This window comes from Ruegeria sp. CJ9 (assembly GCF_056536625.1).
Window position 1 is genome coordinate 123,171 of the sequence record NZ_JBQFPY010000003.1, and the last position, 18,056, is coordinate 141,226.

The 18,056-nt window shown below is 57.2% G+C and carries 15 protein-coding genes; 6 read left to right on the forward strand and 9 right to left on the reverse strand.

The features are described from left to right. Positions 1-11: 11 nt before the first annotated feature. From cysK to ACR0AJ_RS08705, 3 genes are all read right to left on the reverse strand, one after another. Complete coding sequence (gene cysK, locus ACR0AJ_RS08695; RefSeq protein ID WP_480740622.1) at positions 12-1,091, reverse strand: cysteine synthase A; 1,080 nt, start codon at positions 1,089-1,091, stop codon at positions 12-14. Between the two features lie 79 nt (positions 1,092-1,170). Then, entirely contained in the window at positions 1,171-3,228 is a 2,058-nt protein-coding gene (locus ACR0AJ_RS08700; protein WP_480740624.1) for an FAD-binding oxidoreductase, read from the reverse strand. A gap of 64 nt (positions 3,229-3,292) precedes the next feature. Continuing rightward, positions 3,293-3,916 (reverse strand): glutathione S-transferase family protein, encoded by a 624-nt coding sequence (locus tag ACR0AJ_RS08705; RefSeq protein WP_170349959.1) that lies wholly within the window; start codon positions 3,914-3,916, stop codon positions 3,293-3,295. Between the two features lie 126 nt (positions 3,917-4,042). Here ACR0AJ_RS08705 and ACR0AJ_RS08710 point away from each other — a divergent pair, with 126 nt between their 5' ends. The 5 genes from ACR0AJ_RS08710 (at position 4,043) to ACR0AJ_RS08730 (ending at position 7,727) form a co-directional block, all read left to right on the forward strand. Further along, positions 4,043-4,930: a LysR family transcriptional regulator gene (locus tag ACR0AJ_RS08710; protein ID WP_170412265.1), complete on the forward strand. Its 888-nt coding sequence runs from the start codon at positions 4,043-4,045 to the stop codon at positions 4,928-4,930. A 120-nt stretch (positions 4,931-5,050) separates the two neighbouring features. Next, the gene (locus tag ACR0AJ_RS08715) at positions 5,051-5,671 is read left to right on the forward strand and encodes a glutathione S-transferase family protein (RefSeq protein WP_170361783.1); all 621 of its coding nucleotides are present in this window, start codon (positions 5,051-5,053) and stop codon (positions 5,669-5,671) included. A 38-nt stretch (positions 5,672-5,709) separates the two neighbouring features. Then, complete coding sequence (locus ACR0AJ_RS08720) at positions 5,710-6,378, forward strand: cupin domain-containing protein (RefSeq protein WP_480740626.1); 669 nt, start codon at positions 5,710-5,712, stop codon at positions 6,376-6,378. A gap of 116 nt (positions 6,379-6,494) precedes the next feature. Then, positions 6,495-7,058 (forward strand): TetR/AcrR family transcriptional regulator, encoded by a 564-nt coding sequence (locus ACR0AJ_RS08725; protein ID WP_480647333.1) that lies wholly within the window; start codon positions 6,495-6,497, stop codon positions 7,056-7,058. A gap of 147 nt (positions 7,059-7,205) precedes the next feature. Continuing rightward, positions 7,206-7,727: a hypothetical protein gene (locus ACR0AJ_RS08730; protein WP_254437248.1), complete on the forward strand. Its 522-nt coding sequence runs from the start codon at positions 7,206-7,208 to the stop codon at positions 7,725-7,727. Between the two features lie 59 nt (positions 7,728-7,786). Here ACR0AJ_RS08730 and ACR0AJ_RS08735 read toward each other — a convergent pair whose 3' ends face one another. The 4 genes from ACR0AJ_RS08735 to ACR0AJ_RS08750 all read right to left on the reverse strand — a co-directional run bounded on the left by ACR0AJ_RS08735 (position 7,787) and on the right by ACR0AJ_RS08750 (position 13,753). Next, entirely contained in the window at positions 7,787-9,304 is a 1,518-nt protein-coding gene (locus ACR0AJ_RS08735; RefSeq protein ID WP_170349964.1) for an ABC transporter permease, read from the reverse strand. Between the two features lie 10 nt (positions 9,305-9,314). Next, positions 9,315-10,364, reverse strand: coding sequence for a quaternary amine ABC transporter ATP-binding protein (locus tag ACR0AJ_RS08740; RefSeq protein WP_170349965.1), 1,050 nt, complete (start codon positions 10,362-10,364; stop codon positions 9,315-9,317). A gap of 63 nt (positions 10,365-10,427) precedes the next feature. Continuing rightward, entirely contained in the window at positions 10,428-11,396 is a 969-nt protein-coding gene (locus ACR0AJ_RS08745; protein WP_170349966.1) for an ABC transporter substrate-binding protein, read from the reverse strand. 35 nt (positions 11,397-11,431) lie between these two features. Further along, positions 11,432-13,753 (reverse strand): DUF1989 domain-containing protein, encoded by a 2,322-nt coding sequence (locus ACR0AJ_RS08750; protein WP_480740627.1) that lies wholly within the window; start codon positions 13,751-13,753, stop codon positions 11,432-11,434. A 152-nt stretch (positions 13,754-13,905) separates the two neighbouring features. Here ACR0AJ_RS08750 and ACR0AJ_RS08755 point away from each other — a divergent pair, with 152 nt between their 5' ends. Continuing rightward, the gene (locus tag ACR0AJ_RS08755) at positions 13,906-14,889 is read left to right on the forward strand and encodes a LacI family DNA-binding transcriptional regulator (RefSeq protein ID WP_170349968.1); all 984 of its coding nucleotides are present in this window, start codon (positions 13,906-13,908) and stop codon (positions 14,887-14,889) included. A gap of 175 nt (positions 14,890-15,064) precedes the next feature. On the opposite strand, the gene ACR0AJ_RS08760 is transcribed toward ACR0AJ_RS08755, so the two are convergent. Together ACR0AJ_RS08760 and ACR0AJ_RS08765 are read right to left on the reverse strand one after the other, a co-directional pair. Then, the gene (locus ACR0AJ_RS08760; protein ID WP_480740629.1) at positions 15,065-16,150 is read right to left on the reverse strand and encodes a ParB/RepB/Spo0J family partition protein; all 1,086 of its coding nucleotides are present in this window, start codon (positions 16,148-16,150) and stop codon (positions 15,065-15,067) included. Then, the gene (locus ACR0AJ_RS08765) at positions 16,143-17,528 is read right to left on the reverse strand and encodes an AAA family ATPase (protein ID WP_170349970.1); all 1,386 of its coding nucleotides are present in this window, start codon (positions 17,526-17,528) and stop codon (positions 16,143-16,145) included. Before ACR0AJ_RS08765 ends, ACR0AJ_RS08760 begins: the two co-directional genes overlap by 8 nt. Positions 17,529-18,056 lie beyond the last annotated feature (528 nt).

Sequence of the window (18,056 nt, forward strand, 5' to 3'; positions counted from 1 at the left end):
TCGCTTTATCGTCAGCCGGTGTGATATCCGGGTGTCGAGCGTGAGATCGCAGTCTCTTCTTCTGTCATCTCAACCGGGAACCCGTCGAACAGGGGTGTACTCAGATACCGCTCACCCGTGTCAGGCAGCATGCACAGGACCGACGCGCCGGGCTCGGCCTGTTCAGCAATCTGCATTGCGACGGCAAAGGTCGCGCCACCGGATATGCCGGTTAGGATACCCTCTTGGCTGGCCAACTTCTGCGCCCATTCAACCCCTGTCGGACCAGCCACCGGGATCAGCTCATCAAAATAGCGGTTGTCGATGGATTCCTGCAGAACTGCGGGAATAAAGTCCGGCGTCCAGCCCTGAATGACATGCGGTTCGAACGCGGGGTGGCTTGAAACTGGATCGCTATCCTTGCCACGTTCGGTCGCGACGCCGCTGCCCACCAACTGCGCGTTGGCCGGTTCGGTCAGGATAATTTTAGTCTCAGGACTTTCAGCGCGCAAAACCCGCGACACTCCGGTGACCGTGCCGCCGGTGCCATAGCCAGTCACGAAATAGTCCAGCCTGTCGCCATTGAAATCCCCCAGAATTTCTCGCGCGGTTGTTGCAGCGTGGATCTCGGCATTGGCCTGGGTTTCGAACTGACGCGCCAGAAACCAGCCGTGTTCCTCGGCCAGTTCGACTGCCTTGCGGTACATGCCAAAGCCTTTTTCCGCCTTTGGCGTCAGAACGACTTTAGCGCCCAGCATGCGCATCAAGCGACGACGTTCAGTCGAGAAGCTTTCGGCCATGGTCACAACCAGCGGATAACCCTTTTGCGCGCAAACCATCGCAAGACCGATGCCCGTATTACCACTGGTGGCCTCGACAACCGTCTGGCCAGGTTTCAAGGCACCGCTGCGTTCTGCGGCTTCGATGATATTAACGGCAAGACGATCCTTGACCGATCCGGCGGGGTTGAACGCCTCGAGTTTAACGAACAGGTTGACGGCTTCGGGTCCCAGATTGTTGATGCGGATCGTGGGGGTGTTTCCGATCGTGTCGAGTACACTGTCAAAGATCCGGCCATTGCCCGATGTGGTTCTGAGTTTGGCATCAGTCATTGGGTTTCCTTACATGGTCGCGCGTTTCATCAGACCTGTTTACCCGGCGCTTACGACAATGTCTCGAAAACCTTTCCCCTCAGATATCCAGCACAACCGTGTCCGACCCCTTGGCGGGTACGGCGCAACAGATCAGCACCTCGTCTTCTGAATGATCCGCTGATGGTTCGGTGCGATAGGCGACTTGACCGGCGATCTTGCGGGTTAGACAGCTGCCGCATGATCCTGAACGGCAAGAAAAGGTTGGTGTCAATCCCTGCGCCTCGGCCACCTCCAGCAGGGTCGGGTCGCCTTGCACCCAATGCATCTTTTGATTGCTGGCTTTGAATTCCACATTGGCGGCCTCAGCCTCAGGCTCGGGCTGGAACGCGACGGTGTTCTCGTCGACGCGCCGCGCCAATGCGGCAGGGCCAAAGGCTTCGGCATAAATACGGTCATCCCGCACGCCGAGACCGCGCAGCATGTCATAGATCGCTTGCATGAAAGGGGCCGGGCCACAAAGAAAGAAGTCGTAGTCATCCAGAGGCAGCGTATCTTGGATCAGTTCGGGCGTGATGTAGCCTTTGGCGTCAAAATCCACCCCCACGCGGGTGCCTTCTTCGGGCTGTGAGACAACCGAGACATAACGGATCTTTCCGCCGCCCTCGGCCGCAGCCTGTTGCAGGTCACTGTGAAAAGCCCGCTGTCCCACGGTTTGCGCGGCGTGAAAAATGGTCAGGTTGCGCGTGTGGCGGGTTCGCGCGCCTTCGTGCATCACGTGGCGGGTCATCGACATCATCGGTGTGATACCGACCCCGCCCGCAAACAGCACAGCAGGCCGGGTTTCAGACGCATCCAGAAAAAACTGACCTTTCGGGGCTTTGACCTCGACCAGATCACCGACCGACAGTGTTTCGTGCAAATGGTTTGACATCACACCACCCGGTTCGCGCTTGACGGAAATCCGATACCCGGCATCGCCGGGCGCTGAGGATACCGTGTAGGTCCGCGTTGCCGGCGCCGTACCATCGGGGCTAGTGCGAAGTGTCAGAAACTGACCTGCTTCAAACGGCAACAGAGGCAGGTCATCCGTGGCCTCGAAGGTGAAGGAACGGATCACGTCGCTTTCATCCTGAACCGCAGCCACCCGCAGGGTTCGCCACTGACGGCGCAGTGCTTCGGCCTCTCGCCTGGCCTCGGCTGTTTGCCAGTCATCCGCCATCAGACTGTTGGGCGAAAACTCAAGAAATTCAGCTCGGAAAGGCAGCGCGTCATGAAGGCGTAGGCCGTGATCCAGATGAAACCACCAACCCCGGCTTGCACCATGGAAGCCCGCGATATCGGGATGGTCTTCTGACAGCACCTCAACCGTCCCAGTCAGCATCAGCACATCGCCGGTCTGATAATCCGGAAATACTAGGCCCGCCCTCGGATTTACGAGGAAGTTGCCCAGCGTGTTGAAGAAATTATTGCCTGCAAAATCAGGAACCAACAGGCTGTTGCCCTCAACCCGCACAAACCCCGACCGCCCGCCACGATGTGAAACGTCAACGCCCGTATGGTCGGGGGTGTTGGCGTGGCTGGCGACATAAAACGAATTGGCCGTCGCGATCATGTCCCGGGCTCTTGGGTCCAGCTCAAATAGCCGATCGACAGAGCGGGCGACGTTGGCGTCCGGCTCTCGGACAAAGGTAACATCATGGGTCTGGATGTACTGCGCACAATTCCCGAATGACTGCACCACATCCAGAGAGAAACCGCCATTTTCGACCCGCCCAACGGTGGCATTCATACGGTTGCGGCGCCGCGTGGAAAGTTCGACCCCGACGACACCGATGGGCGCGCCGGGCTTCAGCGCCGTTCGCACCGGGTCGTCTGGCAGAGGCTGGACGTCAACATCAAGCCGACGGTCATGCGGTGAATGGATAAACCCCGGCCGACCCGAGATCATCGACGCCCAGGGCCAACCATCAGGATCGACGCTGCCCACTACAAGAAAAGGCAGCTTGCCAAAGAACTCTCGATGCTGATCGGGCATGTAGGGGCGGATGTAGTTCCGGCCAACAGCCTCCATCTTTTCCCGTTTGCCGATGCGGGATTGCATATCCCGTTCACCTGCGTGGAAAGGCGATGTATCTGATGCGGTCGGGGCGTTCATGGCAGACCTCATATGTCAGGGGCGGGTTGACCAGCCACAAATGCGCAGCTGGCCAAGGGGTGGATCAGGCCGCGTTCAGACCAACCGCGGTGCGAGGCATCGGGACAAAGCCGTCCAGCGCCTCGACATTGGCCAGAAGGCGGCGCACGTTTGCGTAAGGTTCAAGCGAAACGTCACCTTCAGGCGCATGCGCGGTGTAGCTGTAGATGGCGACATCCGCGATTGTTGGGGCATCCCCAACCAGCCACTCGCGGCCTTCAAGATGCGCATCCAGCTTGGCAAGAACCTTTGCCGCGGTGGCGTGGGTAAAGTCCTTGTTCAAGGGCGCATTGAAAACATTGATCAAACGCGCAGCGGCAGGGCCAAAGGCGATCTCACCAGCTGCGAGGGTCAGAAACTTCTGCACTTCGGCCTCATGCACTGGGTCCGCAGGCAGATAGGACGGTGCATATTTGCGCGCCAGATAGACCAGAATGGCGTTGCTGTCGGTGATGACCACATCACCATCTTCAAGCACCGGTACCTGCCCCGCTGGGTTCATCGCCAAAAACGGCTCGCGCTTATGCTCACCACCAGCCAAATCCACATCGATGACGTCATGATTAATACCGGCAATGCTGGCAAACAGGACGGCACGATGGGCATGGCCGGACAGGGGGAAGCTGTGAATTCGGATTGCGTTGGACATTTGAAAGCTCTTTCTCTGATTGAAGGGGTTCGGCTGAGGGTCAGCATCTATGCGCCAAACTTAGATTGCTTTATCAGAGGCGATAATATACGCGTTCAGAGAATTACTATGAACGAAGTGTAGACAATGGACACGATCCAAGGCATGCGCACCTTTGCGGCGGTGGCGGCGCATTCTTCGTTTACCGAAGGCGCAAAACAGATCGGCATCAGCACCAAGCTGGCCAGCAAATATGTCGGTCAGCTTGAGGACCGCCTGAACGCGCAATTGTTCAACCGCACCACCCGCAGCGTCACCCTGACCGATACCGGACGGTCCTATTACGAGCGTTGCCTTTCACTGCTGGACCAGTTTGATGAATTGGAAGGGCTGGTCCAGAAACGGCAGACCGAATTGGCGGGGCGTATACGGATCACCGCGCCAACCGGGTTTGGCTCGGCCGAACTGATACATCTGCTGAAACCGTTCCAAACCGAACATCCGAAAGTCACGATCGAATTGCACCTGTCTGACCATCACGTCTCGATGGTCGAAGAAGGGTATGACCTTGCCATTCGCTTTGGCGCACTGAAGGATTCCAACCTTGTGGCGCGCAAGCTGACGGACATGCGTATTGTCTGCTGTGTGTCGCCCGAATATCTGGCGCAACATGGGACGCCGCAAGAGCCCGCCGCCTTATCCACCCACAACTGTCTACTGCAGACCACCGGCAACATGATCGACAATTGGGCTTTCAAGGGATCGGACGGGGAATACGTGGTTTCTGTATCCGGAAACTTTCGCGCAAATTCCCCTCGCGCTGTGGCGCATATGGCAGCGGACGGGCTGGGGATTGGCCGGATTCCCTTGTACACGGCACAGCCCTTTTTGGACACGGGCCGTCTGCAATTGCTGTTTGAAGCACAAGAGGCAATATCGCTGGGACTCTACGCAGCCTATCCGCAAAACCGCCACCTGACCGCTCGGATTCGAGCGTTAATCGACTTTCTGGTGAAACAGTTACGCGGAGCTTAGAGCCTCAACGCCTTCGAATATTTCTAACCGCAAGATGTGGGGGCTGAACCATGGTTGCAAAATAAACTACCTTCTGATAGGTAGGTATTCATTGATAATACTTCCAAAGGAATCGCACCTATGAAAATCCATGATATCGAAGGGTTTCCAAACCCAACCCGCATCCGCATCGCCTTGGCTGAAAAGGGCGCATCTGACAAAGTTGAGTTCATTCCGGTGGACGTGATGGGCGGTGAGCACCGCACCCCTGAATTCAAAGCTAAAAACCCTGACGCCGCAGTTCCCTGCCTGGAGTTGCCCGATGGCACACATATCGCGCAGTGCAACGCGATCACCGAATATATTGATGCGACATTCGACGGCCCATCGCTGACTGGGGAAACAGCCAAGGAACGCGCGCAAATCTCGATGATGAACCTGCGGGCGGAAAACGGTCTGCTGAACGCGGTCGGCACATATTTCCACCACGCCACCCCCGGCCTTGGACCGGATCTTGAAACCTATCAATGTGCTGAATGGGGCTTGAAACAGAAAGAGGTGGCCGGGCAAACCATGGCTTATCTGGATTCAGTTCTGGCCGAGAATGAATATCTTGCGGGCGACACTTTCTCGGTGGCAGACATCACGGCCTTCGCCGGATTGGCTTTTGCCGACTTCGCCAAGGTCGACATCCCGGAAAACCTGACCCATCTAAAGGCATGGCGTGCAAAAATGGCGACGCGCCCGTCCATCGCGGCCTGAACCAGCCCCTGCCACTGAAGTCGAAAGGAATACTATCAATGGAACTCAACTCGGATTTCTCGTCCCGCGTCGTCGTTCACTCTGATCAGCTTGAGTGGCAAGCCTCGCCCATGAAGGGTGTGGACCGGCGCATGCTGGACCGGATCGGCGGCGAAGTTGCCCGCGCCACCACCATCGTGCGGTACGCGCCGGGCAGCAAGTTTTCGGCTCATACTCACACTGGCGGTGAAGAGTTCATCGTACTCGATGGTGTATTTCAGGACGAACACGGTGACTTCCCCGCAGGAACCTATGTGCGCAATCCTCCAACCTCGGCGCATACGCCCGGATCAGAACCCGGTTGCACTATCTTCGTCAAGCTATGGCAGTTCGATCTGGACGACCGCACCCAGTTCCGCAAGACCATGGCGGATGAACTGGCCGCCCCGGTAAATGGCGTGTCAACCGCCACGCTGCACAAGGATGACCGTGAGATCGTCACCTACAGTCATCTTGATCCGGGCGCGGTTCTCAACTCTGACGCCGCTGGCGGCATCGAACTTTTGATCATTGACGGGTCCATCACCACCGGCGGTGATGACCTGACCAAAGATGGCTGGTTGCGCCTGCCCGAAGGCCAGGCCCTTTCAGCCAGCGCGGGTTCCCATGGCGCAAAAGTCTGGATGAAAACCGGGCATTTGCCCTTTGCCAAGGCTCCGGCGGTCTAGCACGTGAAACGCGATCCCTCTGGCATTTTAGGGGCCGGGCCGGTACTGCTTTGAGGGTGTCAAAGGCAGGGGGATCACCGCTGCCTTTGAATAGCTCGGAAAGGGATTGAACACAGATGGCGACCGATACCAAAACCGCCTTGCTGGATGTTGCCGAACATGCCGCCCGAGCGCGCGGGTTCGATGGGTTCAGCTATGCCGATCTGGCTGATGCGGTGGGTATTCGCAAGGCTTCGATCCATTATCACTTTCCCACCAAGGCCGCCCTGTCGGCTGCTTTGATGGATCGCTACCACTCGACCTTTGAGGCCGAATGCCGCAAAGCCGAGGCTGCCCATGACACCGCGTCGCAACGATTGCTGGCCTTGATCGGGCTGTACCGAAATGCACTCAACGATGGCAAAACCCTGTGCCTGTGCGTTTCGCTGATCAGCAGCCTTGAAAGCCTGTCAGACGAAGTGATTGAAAAGATCAAAGCCTTCCGCGCCATGGTGATCAAGCAGATCGAAGCGATCTTTCAACTGGGCCTGCAAGACAAGTCAATCACAGGCGTGACAAATCCAGCGGCCGAGGCCCGCGCCACCTTGGCCGTGTTGGAAGGGGCGCTTTTAACCGCCCGCGCCGAACAAGATGTACAGGCCTTTGATGCGGTCGTGGACGTTTTGAAATCCCGCTGCTGAGGCGAGCCGCACGCCGCAGATAGCTGGCCATCCCCACAGGTTTGTTTCAATATTCTTCGCTTTGTCACCTGTGCGTGAAAGCTCTTTCAATTCGTTGAATTCAGCCGCCGTTTCACAATTTTAAAGGCACAAAGCAACGCAACCGGCATGAAAGGTCATCCCATGGCGATGTCAGAAACTGCGCATTCTTCGACGGGTCTGTTCCCACGATTCAACATCCCGCTTTTGGGTATGATGTTCATTTCAGGTTTCTTCGCGTCCAATGCGTTTGACCTGTGGGGGCAGCTGATCAGCCCGTCATTGGGGTTTGCCAATTTGTCTCCGCACGGGCTTGCGCGCAGCTTGCTCGGAACACTGGGCCTGCCCAATGGCGATTTCGCCGGGTATTTCGTTCACTTCTATCTGGTTGGCCTGATCGGTTATCCGATTGGCTGGCTCTACGTCTTCAACCCGGTTTGGGCGACGCTGTTCAAAGGCCGCCACATATTTGTGGGATCAGCAGTCTACGGTTTTGGGCTTTGGGTATTTGCCATTGGCGGTATCACGACCATCGCCGGTTTGCCGTTCTTCTTAAATTTCACTGGTATCACATGGGTCGCGCTAGTCGGGCATGTGATCTATGGCATCGTGCTGGTCTGGGCCATTCGCCTGATCGAACGCTGGTCGTAACCGGGATGCGTTGGCCGGGGGCAGCCCCCGGCCAGACAGCTTTGGATCGCGGTAGATCTCTACTTCTTACCGGCCACGATCCGATCCAGGATCAGCGCACAGAACAGGATCGCCAGACCGGCCAGAATACCCTGACCTGCCGCCGCGTACTGCAACGCTTCCAGCACGTCTTCCCCCAGACCCTTAGCACCGATCAGCGAGGCAACAACGACCATGGCCAGCGACATCAGGATGGTCTGGTTGACGCCTGCCATGATGGTCTTATGCGCTAGCGGCAGATCCACTCGCCACAGCAGGTAACGCGGCGTGGCCCCAAAGGCGAGCGCAGCCTCGCGCACCGTTTCCGGCACCTGCTGCAAACCTAGAACGGTGAAGCGGATCACCGGGGGACTACCGAAAATCATCGTGGCCACGACGCCTGCTGGTTTGCCTGACCCGATGAAAGCCACCACGGGAATCAGGTATACAAAGGATGGCATCGACTGCATGAAATCCAGAATGGGCCGCACGATGGCAAAGGCACGTGGGCGGCGGGCGCAATAAATACCCAGCGGGATGCCCAGCGTGATCGAAATCAACGCCGCTGCACCCAGCAAGGCAATCGTGGTCATCGCCTTTTCCCAGAAATCCAAAAGCCCAAGATAGGCCAGCGCCGCCCCGGTAAAGATTGCCACGCGCGCACCAGCGGACAGATAAGCCAGCATGATGATCACCAGAGCCACCACCGGCCAGGGCGTATCAACAAGCACCACCTCAATCCAGTCCAGCAAGGTGCGCATGCCATAGGTCAGGCCGTCAAAGAAGCCGCGCCCTGCGGTCTTGGTCCATTCAAAAACCGCCTGCACCCCGTCGCCCACATTCAGCCGCCAGTCGCGATTGGTCGGGAAGGTTTTCAGCACCGCCAAAGCGTCAGGCTGCGCAAATTTGATCATCGACAGCACAACGACAATGCCCGTCAATGCCGCGGCCACAACCATCCGGGGGGTCGACCAGCCATTTGCGACACTTGTGTCCGAGCGCCAGCGCGCAAACTGACCCTCAAGCGTCCAGTTGGCCAGCGACGCTGCCAGAAACTTGACCGCCAGCAACAGCACAATTCCAACCATCAGATAAGCGACACCGGTGGAATCCGCACTGCGCGCGGCCTCTTGGGCCCCGACCAACGCGCCCTCAAGCGATTCCGCCGCACGTTTCAACGACTCCAACGTGGCGGAGCCGGATTGTTCGGCAGCGGCAATCTGTTGGCGGCGCAGTTCCAGCGTCTGTTCGATCTGGGCTGCGCGTTCACGGAACTCGCGACCAAGGTCACCGAACAGCCCCAGCCCGATCTGGATATAGGCCAGTGTTTCCAGCACCAGAAAGCCCAGAAACCACGACCACAACCCACGCGCGCCAAACCAGATCGGCCCCAGGATCGCTGCGGCCTTGTTCAGCGTGAACCGATAACCGGGCGCCTGCATCATATAAGCAAAGGTTTTTTGGTAGTATTCCTGCCCCTGCCCCACGAAATCGGCGATCAGCCCGTTCAGCCGATCAGCGGTTTCCGGTTGGATCTGTTGCACATCAACATGTTTCATATCGGTCCCCTTATGCCTGGCTGTCCTGAATGGCGCGGATCAGACCCGCGCGGTTAATCACCCCGACCGTGTTGCCATCCTGCGTGACCGCGACGACACCGTGGCCGTCGACGCAAAGGTTCATCAGATCGGACAAATCCATCTCGGGATGCGCTTCCTTTGCATCCTCCGGCACCTCGCCATGATGGGCCTCGAATTCGTCCACCGGTTTCATCACCGAATGGGCGAAGATCATGTTGAGCTTAGATATACCGGCAACGAAATCGGCAACATAGTCGTCGGCGGGGTTGAGGATGATCTCTTCCGGCGTACCAATCTGCACGATACGCCCGTCTTTCATAATCGCGATGCGGTGGCCGATGCGAATGGCCTCGTCCAGATCGTGCGTGATAAACATCGTCGTTTTATTCAGCTTGTGGCTGAGGTCCATGAACTGATCTTGCAACTGTTTGCGGATCAGCGGATCGAGGGCCGAGAATGGCTCATCCATCAACAGGATTTCCGGATCGGCTGCAATGGCGCGGGCAAGGCCCACGCGCTGCTGCATGCCACCCGAAAGCTCATGGGCGTATTTGTCTTCCCATCCGTTCAGTTCGACCAGCTCCAACACCCGGTCCGCCTCTTCCCAGCGGCGGGCTTTGCCGGTGCCACGTATTTCCAACGGCATCGCCACGTTGTCACGCACGGTGCGGTGCGGCATCAGGCCGAAGTTTTGGAACACCATGGCAACACGCCGGTTGCGTAAATCGCGCAATCCTTCGTCATTCAGGCCCATCACGTCATCGCCATCCAGATAGATATGACCATCCGTTGGCTCGAGCAGTCGGTTTACATGGCGCACGAGGGTCGATTTGCCCGAACCAGACAGGCCCATGACACAGAACAGCTCCCCACGCTCAATTTCGAAACTGGCATCGGCCACGCCAACAACGCAGTTGAAGCGGTCCAGCACTTCGGCCTTGCTCAGCCCTTCGCTGTGGATGGCTTTCAAAGCCTCCTGCGAGCGCGCGCCGAATACTTTCCACACGCCTTTTGCGTCGATTGCGATATCCGCTGTCATACTGACCCCACCGCTGTTGAGAGTGTTACAGGGCGCCCCCGAAACACCGGGGGCGCGACGGCTTTAGTTTGTTTTCAGACCAAGCCAACCATCGACGGTATCGCCATTCCCGGCGATCCATTCGGCCACGACCTCGTCAATCTCGCGGCCCTTGACCACGACCTCGTAGGTCAATCCGCTAAGCTGGGCTGCGTCCATGTCGATATTGGCCAGAAAAGAGGCAGCCGCCGGATTGCGCTGTTCCAAAGACTTGGAATGCGCCACGGTCACGGTTTTAACCGGCTCGCCGGTGCTGACATGGGATTTGTTGTACCAGTCGGCATCCTGATCCGGCTGCACCATCTTATAGGTGGCCGCGTCATGCTCGGGCTCTTCCAGAATGGTTACGTCATAGAGGGCATGCACATAATGCGGCGCATAGCAGTAAAACGCGGCCCCTTTCTGCTGGTCGATCTGATCCTTCAGACGCGAATAAAACACGGTTTCGTCTTCGGTGGTGGGTGTCAGGAAGGTTTCGATGCCGTAGTCCCGTACCCGCACCTTGAACGTGTTGGTCGACGCCCAGCCGGACGCGCCGACCCAGACCTCGCCCAGCCCGTCACCGTCTGAATCGAACAGCTCCTGCGCCATTGGGGTGGCCAGATCGTAGATGGATTTGATATTGTGATCTTCAACCATGTAGTTCGGCACGCAAATCCCGGCGCGGCCTTCGTAGCTGCCCGAAGACAGTCCAACCGTGCCCTTCTGATCAACGTACTCATCGGTGAACGAAGACTGGTTCGGCAACCAGACGTCCGGGTGTACGTCGATATCGCCGCGCCCGCCATCCATGGCGGCAAAGATCACCGCGTTAGCACCAGGAGCATAACCGACTTCGCCGCCCAAACGGGTTTCGATGACCTGACCGATTACGCGGCTCATGATTTTGGCACCGGGCCAGCTGGGTTCACCCACCATGACCTTCTCCTGCGCCATTGCCGTTGTTGCGCCCAAGATCATGGTCAAGGTTGCCGTGAATGTTAGTTTCCTCATATGTCTTCTCCCGTTGCGTTGAGTTGCATGCGCCATCAAGCGCGCGCCCGCTTGCGTTGCGGGTCTATGAATGGAATGTCCGAGACGGCGGCGCACAGGCGCTTCATCCGCCCATCAAGCTGTCCGATCTCAAGTTCGGTGCCATTTTCTGCGTGTTCGACCGACAGCCGCGCCATCGCGATGGCGTGTTCCAACATCGGTGAGCGGGTGGCCGAAGTGACCACACCCACCTGCCGCTCACCTGCAAAGACAGGGGTACCGTGGGCGGGTACATCATCGCAGCCAATCAGCAACCCCTTGAGTACCCGGCGCGGTTCGCGCGCATTACGTTCCAGCGCAGCCTTGCCGGTAAAGTCGGATTTGGTCAGGTCGACGGCAAAACCCAACCCCGCTTCGAACGCATCGACACCCGGCTCGAATTCGGCGTTGGCGGCGGCCAGACCGGCCTCGATCCGGATAACGTCCAGCGCGGCCGAACCCATTGGCGTGATCCCGAATTCCTCACCCGCTTCCATCACCGCGTCCCAGATTGCGACTGCATCGGATTTAGAGCAGAAGACCTCATACCCCAGTTCTCCGGTATAGCCTGAGCGCGACAGCATGAATGGCGCGCCCTCGCGATCGCGCAGACGGGCGACGGTGACGCCAAACCATTTCAGGTGATCCAGCCCGGGCACATGAGGTTGCGTAAAGGCGATCTTGCGCAACAGGTCGCGCGATTTCGGACCCTGGATTGCCAGGTTCGGCATCGCACCGCGCAATGCATGCACGCGCACCTGCAAACCGCGTTCATCCGCCAGCGTCTGCAACACGCGCCCGCTTTCTTCCGAGCCACAGCACCAGCGAAAAATCTCGGGCGCAAGGCGGAACAAGGTGCCGTCATCAATAACGGCCCCGCTTTCGTCACACATCAAAGTGTAAGACCCACGCCACACCGGCAACTTGGCCACGTTTCGCGTGGTCGCCAGCTGCAACAACGCCTCGGCATCCGGGCCGATAATGTCGAATTTGCGCAGCCCGCTCATATCCTGAACCGTCACCGCCTGACGGCAGGCCCAATATTCTCCCAGCGTGCCGTGGGCGGGATAGCTGACCGGCGCCCACAGATCGCGCGCCGGCGCGAAATGCTGGGTCAGCGGAGCGAGCCGGTCGTGAAACGCGGATTCCTGACTGATCGACATCGGGGCATCTTCCTTTTCGCGATAGGCCACCGCGCGGCGGATCGGTGTTTCGGGGCGATAGATGCGCACATGCACATCTGTCGGATTCCAACCATTAATCGGATCAATGTCATCCGGGCAGGCGGTCGAGACACAGACCAGATCCTCGATCGCGCGCATCGCGACATAGTCCCCAGGACGAGAATGGGATTCTTCGGTCTGGATGTGATGGGTCGCCGGGTCGATCCATGTGTTCCAAAAGAAATTGATGGCCGGCCAGGCCGCACGCCGTGCGACGCCATACGGGGCCAAGGCATTCGACATGTTGTCGGAACAATTCAGATGACCGGGAAACCCCCGCTCCTCATACCCGCGTGCGGTGCAAGCCAGACCGAAAGTGTCATGCCGCCCGCAGGTATCCTGTATGACATTCAACAGCGGACGCATCTCGCGATCAAAAAATTTGTCCAGCAACCCGGGCCCCGGGAATGCACGACGCACCATCGAGCGGGTGGCGGTCGAGTCGATCATCCATTCGTCACCACAATCCAACCCATCAGCGCGCAGCGCCATGAAATCTGAACACTGCTGGCCTTCGACGTCGATGATCTGAACAAATTCTCCTGCCTTCAGTTCATAGGCAACTGCCCTGCCCCGCGGTACGGTGAATTCATCCCGTGTATCACCCAGCAAAGGTGGCAGGTGCGGGTCTTGCGCAGCGGATGATTTGTGTTGAACCGTAACGCATCCGGCCCCTGCACCTTCGATCAACCCCGAACGCTCAATGGGACGGATCACCCAGACCGTAACGGACGTGTCGGCGCGCAGAATCACCGGATCGGTCACTTGATCCAACCTGTGTCCGGGAACCGGTTCCCCCCCGCCTTGCGCAGCAATCCATCCTGAAAATCGGGCACTATCAAAGTCGCCCGCTGCGATCTGTCCGTTTGCAGTAAGCCCCAAGGTTGCCAACATTGGTTGCCCAACCTCGTCAAATGCCGTCAAATCCAGAGGTTGCGCCGGGCCAACCCCTTCTATCGACAGCAAATCCCCAGCGGACATTTTCAGTTGCAACGCCTCGCGCGGGGCCAGGATATGCGTACGCGCATCTGAGATTTTCGGAAAGCCCGGAAACCGCCGGCCAAGGCCGTTAAACCCCGTATTCGCGAACGTATGTAAGACTGAAGATCCGTGCATGGTGCAGCCAGATAGCCAAAATGTAACTAGTTACAGAGGTTGCTGAAACTAGTTACATATGTCAACACTTTCTTATACGACCGCAGAAACGGACCCAGAAAACGGTGAAGCCAAGAAGCCCTGAACCCAAAAAACGCGCAAATCTCAGAGACGTGGCCAAAGCGGCGGGTGTATCGGTCGCAACGGTGTCTCGGGTTCTCAATGAACCAGGCGTGGTGAAGAAAGACACGCTTGAGAAAGTCCAGGCTGCCATTGACGCGTTGAAATTCGTACCCAGCGCCGCCGCACGGGCGATCAATTCCGGCCGCACCCGATTTGTCGGAGCTTTGGTGCCAACGCTGGACAACGCGATCTTTGCCCGGTTCCTTGCCGCGCTAGAGCGTGAGCTGTCCGAACACCAATTGTCCCTTGTCGTTGCGACAACGAACTCGGACCTCGAAATCGAAGCCGAGAAAGCGCAAAGCCTTGTTGATATCGGAGCCGAAGGTCTGATTATCACAGGTGCCACCCACAGCGACGCACTGCACGACTTGATCGATCGGACGATGCTGCCGACGATCATCACATCCTTTTATGACGCAACAAACCCTCTGCCGACCATCGGGTATGACAACGAAGCGGTGGCTCAGCTTGCCCTTCAGCATCTTGCCGACCTTGGGCATCGCCACATAGCTGTCGTACACGGCCCGGTGCATGATAATGACCGAACACGCGCACGACTTTCCGGGCTGCAGGACCTGCCCTGGGACGGAAAGCTAACCTGCTACGAGACCCAGATCAGCCATCGTGGCGGCGCGGAAAGTGCCAAACTCATCTGCGGACAGGCTCAAAAACCGGACGCCATTTTGTGCCTGTCAGATGTCGTTGCCTTGGGGGTTTTGTTCGGTCTTCAGGCCGAGGATGTCCGCGTGCCCGACGATATCTCTCTGGTTGGGGTCGACGATCTGCCCAGTTCTGCTGTCGCAGTGCCTGCCATCACCACAGTGCATTTGCCGGTGTCTCAAATGGGCGAGAAAGCCGCCGTTGCCCTCGCACGCTGGATTTCGGATCAAGAAAGACCCAGTGCCGAACGGCTTGACGGTCAGCTGATCGAACGGCGGTCAGCCATTCCGAACCCGTCCCATTTGACGTCCTGAAAACCAAGTTCCCGTTTCATACAGGTACGGCATGATCCTCATAACCGTTGGCACATTACGTGGAATCCCAGCGTCCTATGGTGTCAAACGGTCGACCCAATTGGTGCGCAAAAATATGTCATTTTGCGCACCACATAGCGGGTCTGATTTTGCGGTCCTATCTCACCTTCCCGCTTTATGTTTTGCCGCGAAACTCACGCAGGTAATCGGCCAACCGTTCAACGATGTTCTGCGCGTCTTCGGCAGGGATATCCATTCCACGAATACGAAGGCGTAATTCGCCTGCGGACACTTCGGCCAGAATGTCGCTGCCTCCGGTCAACGCCACCGGAACCAGGCGCTGAACCTGTTGCGGACGCCCTCCCCTCGCCTTGTCTTTCACAGGGGCAGGTGACGTCTTTAGGGCGGCTTCCAGCAACGCCCATTCCGATTTTTGGTCCAGCTCGCCCACCTCGGCCAAAGCCTGACGCAATTGGGGTTGTGCCCCCTCCCGCAATGCGGCCGCTAGTTTCAGTCCTGCTTTTTCGGACAGGGCGACCGGGTGCTGCAACAAGTCACCAAGTGCTTCGTGTACCACCGCAAAACTACGAACCTTGGATCGTTTTGCCTTGGACGCAGCAGCAAACAAAACGTCAACAGCGGCTTCGGTCGATGCAAATACCCCCTGTCCCGCGGCTAAAACCGCAATGCGTCCACGTTCATAAGGGCTGAGATTTGCCCTAAGTTCGTTTTCCTCGACCATTGAGACATAGGCGCCCTGCCCCGAACCAGCCTCTCGGACAAAGGCTGGGATTTCAGAAAACCGCGGATCGGTCTCGGCCAGGCGCCGGAAGGCATTCAATCGTCGGAAGCCAGAAATCAACCCGTAACCTTCGCCGTCACGCGTGACCTCAATTGGTGTGCGCAACCCGTGAACGCGCAAGGACTCCAAAAGTTCTGCCATGGCTTCTTCATCTTCAACCATCCGGTCGCGACGAATGAAATCGGCATCAATCTGATCCAGCGATAGCATTTCCGCCACCAGTCCGGCATCCTGCGCATCGCGCCATCGAGCTGCATCACCTTGATCCTGCGCCAGAGCAAGGCGATCGGTCACCGCTGCCATGCCGTTGAGCGTTGCAGCCTCAGCCGCGACCTGTGCAATCGGAGGCGTCGATGACTTGGTTTCAAACGGGCTGATCGACGGTTTCGCCGCGAAACCAGCCTCAAGCTGTTCCAATTCTGACGTGTCCGGAGCGGTCAGTCTTCTGCGTTTAGCCATCTGCGTTTCCTTCCATCTGAGCGTCGCGCCACCAGCAGCCGATCAAGACCTGCTTGAATTCGGCATAGGTCCGGTCGAATGTTTCCCGACCTCGTACATACGTATCGCGATTGAAGTCCCTGTAATCCGCTTCGTAGATACCGTTGACCTGCTCACCCGCCTGGCCAACCAGAGCGGTATAGTCCTGACGGTATGCATTCATGAAGTCCCCGAAATAGGCCTGAATCACATTTGCCATATCGGTTTGCTGGCTGGCATCAAACCGAGTGATTATGGCCCTGACCACGTCCCATTCAAACTTGAGCTCGGGTAAACCAGCCGCCCTTTGCGCCGCGTTCTCACCGTCCTCGATGCTGGCAAAAGTCGTGTAGAGCATGTCAAAGAACCGGCCCGTTGAATCAAATTCAAGAAACGAGGCCCCCAACGGCACAAGCAAAATATCAGCTGCAGCCAGCGCGTTGATCGTTAGGTACCCAAGTGCAGGAGGCGTATCGAGGAAAACAATGTCGTAGTCGTTCAACACTCCTTCATCCTGCAGAAAGTTGGTCAAACCATCCCAAAGCGGCCAACTGCGCAAACCCATGCGCCAAACGGGTATCTGAAACTCGGCCCAATACAGGTTCAACTGGGCGCCAATCAGGTCGATATTGGGCCAATGCGTTTTCTGAATAACATCGCGGGGCAGGGTATTGAGCGCTTCTTGCAGCGTTTCATCCAGGGGGATTTCAGGCTGCCCAGCCGCATTGCGGACCCGGTTTTCCTCTTGTACGGCACGCGCGTAATCTTTGGCTATAAGTGGAAAAACCGTTTGCCATTCATCTGCAACACTCCCACCTAGAATTGAGGTCATCGATCCCTGGCTGTCCAGATCTATAACCAATACTTTATATCCGTCCAGCGCAGCTGACATTGCCAGATGCGCGGCAGTAGATGTCTTACCTACACCCCCTTTGAAATTGGCCACAGCAACCACCTTTGCAGGAAGGCCATCTGGTCGGTACGGCAGATATTCCTTGGTGCTCACACCCTCGGCTGCAAAGTGTTGTCGGAGGGTCAGTACTTCCTCCAGCGAAAACCACTTGGAGCCAGCCTCGCCTTCACCCTGCGGCAATTCGGGATTGGCTTTGAGCACACGTCGCAGATGCGCAGGTGCAACCGGGATCAGGTATTTGGTGATCTCCCAGATGGAAAATCTACGCAGTCTTTTTTCCCCGTCCGGAGCATACCCACGTCGCGCCAGGTCTTCGCGCCCTTTTGCGCAGAATGTAGCCGCTTTGGCGAATCGAGAAGTTCCGATAGGATCAGGCAACTTTTGCGCTGCTAGCTCTGGATCCAGATTCAAATAGGGCGGCAGAGGAGGTTGGTTAGATTTATTCACTGTCGATGCCTCGGGTAATGTTCGCCTTAGCGGCGTATATTGCCCAACATAGCGAACATTTTCTAATGACGCTATCCTCAGAGTGAGAGTTTTCCACAGAATAAGCCCCTCTGAGTGGGTTTCGTCACGAAACCAGTAAAATAGGCAACACCAAAGCTAACAAAGAGTTTATTTATTTTAGATGTTTTAGAGACTTTACAAGAAAAATAGTGTTTAAAACCAAAGAATTAAACTCACTTTAGAACCTGTTTACGGTATGAAAGGGACCAGATTCCGGTATCAAAGGTACCCGTCTACAGGTTGCTGAGTGCCGAGTTTCAGGAAGAAGGGGGCCGATTCGCAGGACACTGAAACTTCGACCAGATTAGACCCTAAATTTTTGTTTTTCGCCGGGTCGCAGTACATGTAAAACCCTCAAATTGGGCGACCCTCGATCCGGTTCTGTGGATAACTGCGAAGATTTTCAGGTCAGGTACCCAGATACAGGATTCCCTCTTTCCTGTATTTGGGTACCCAAATAGAATTGAT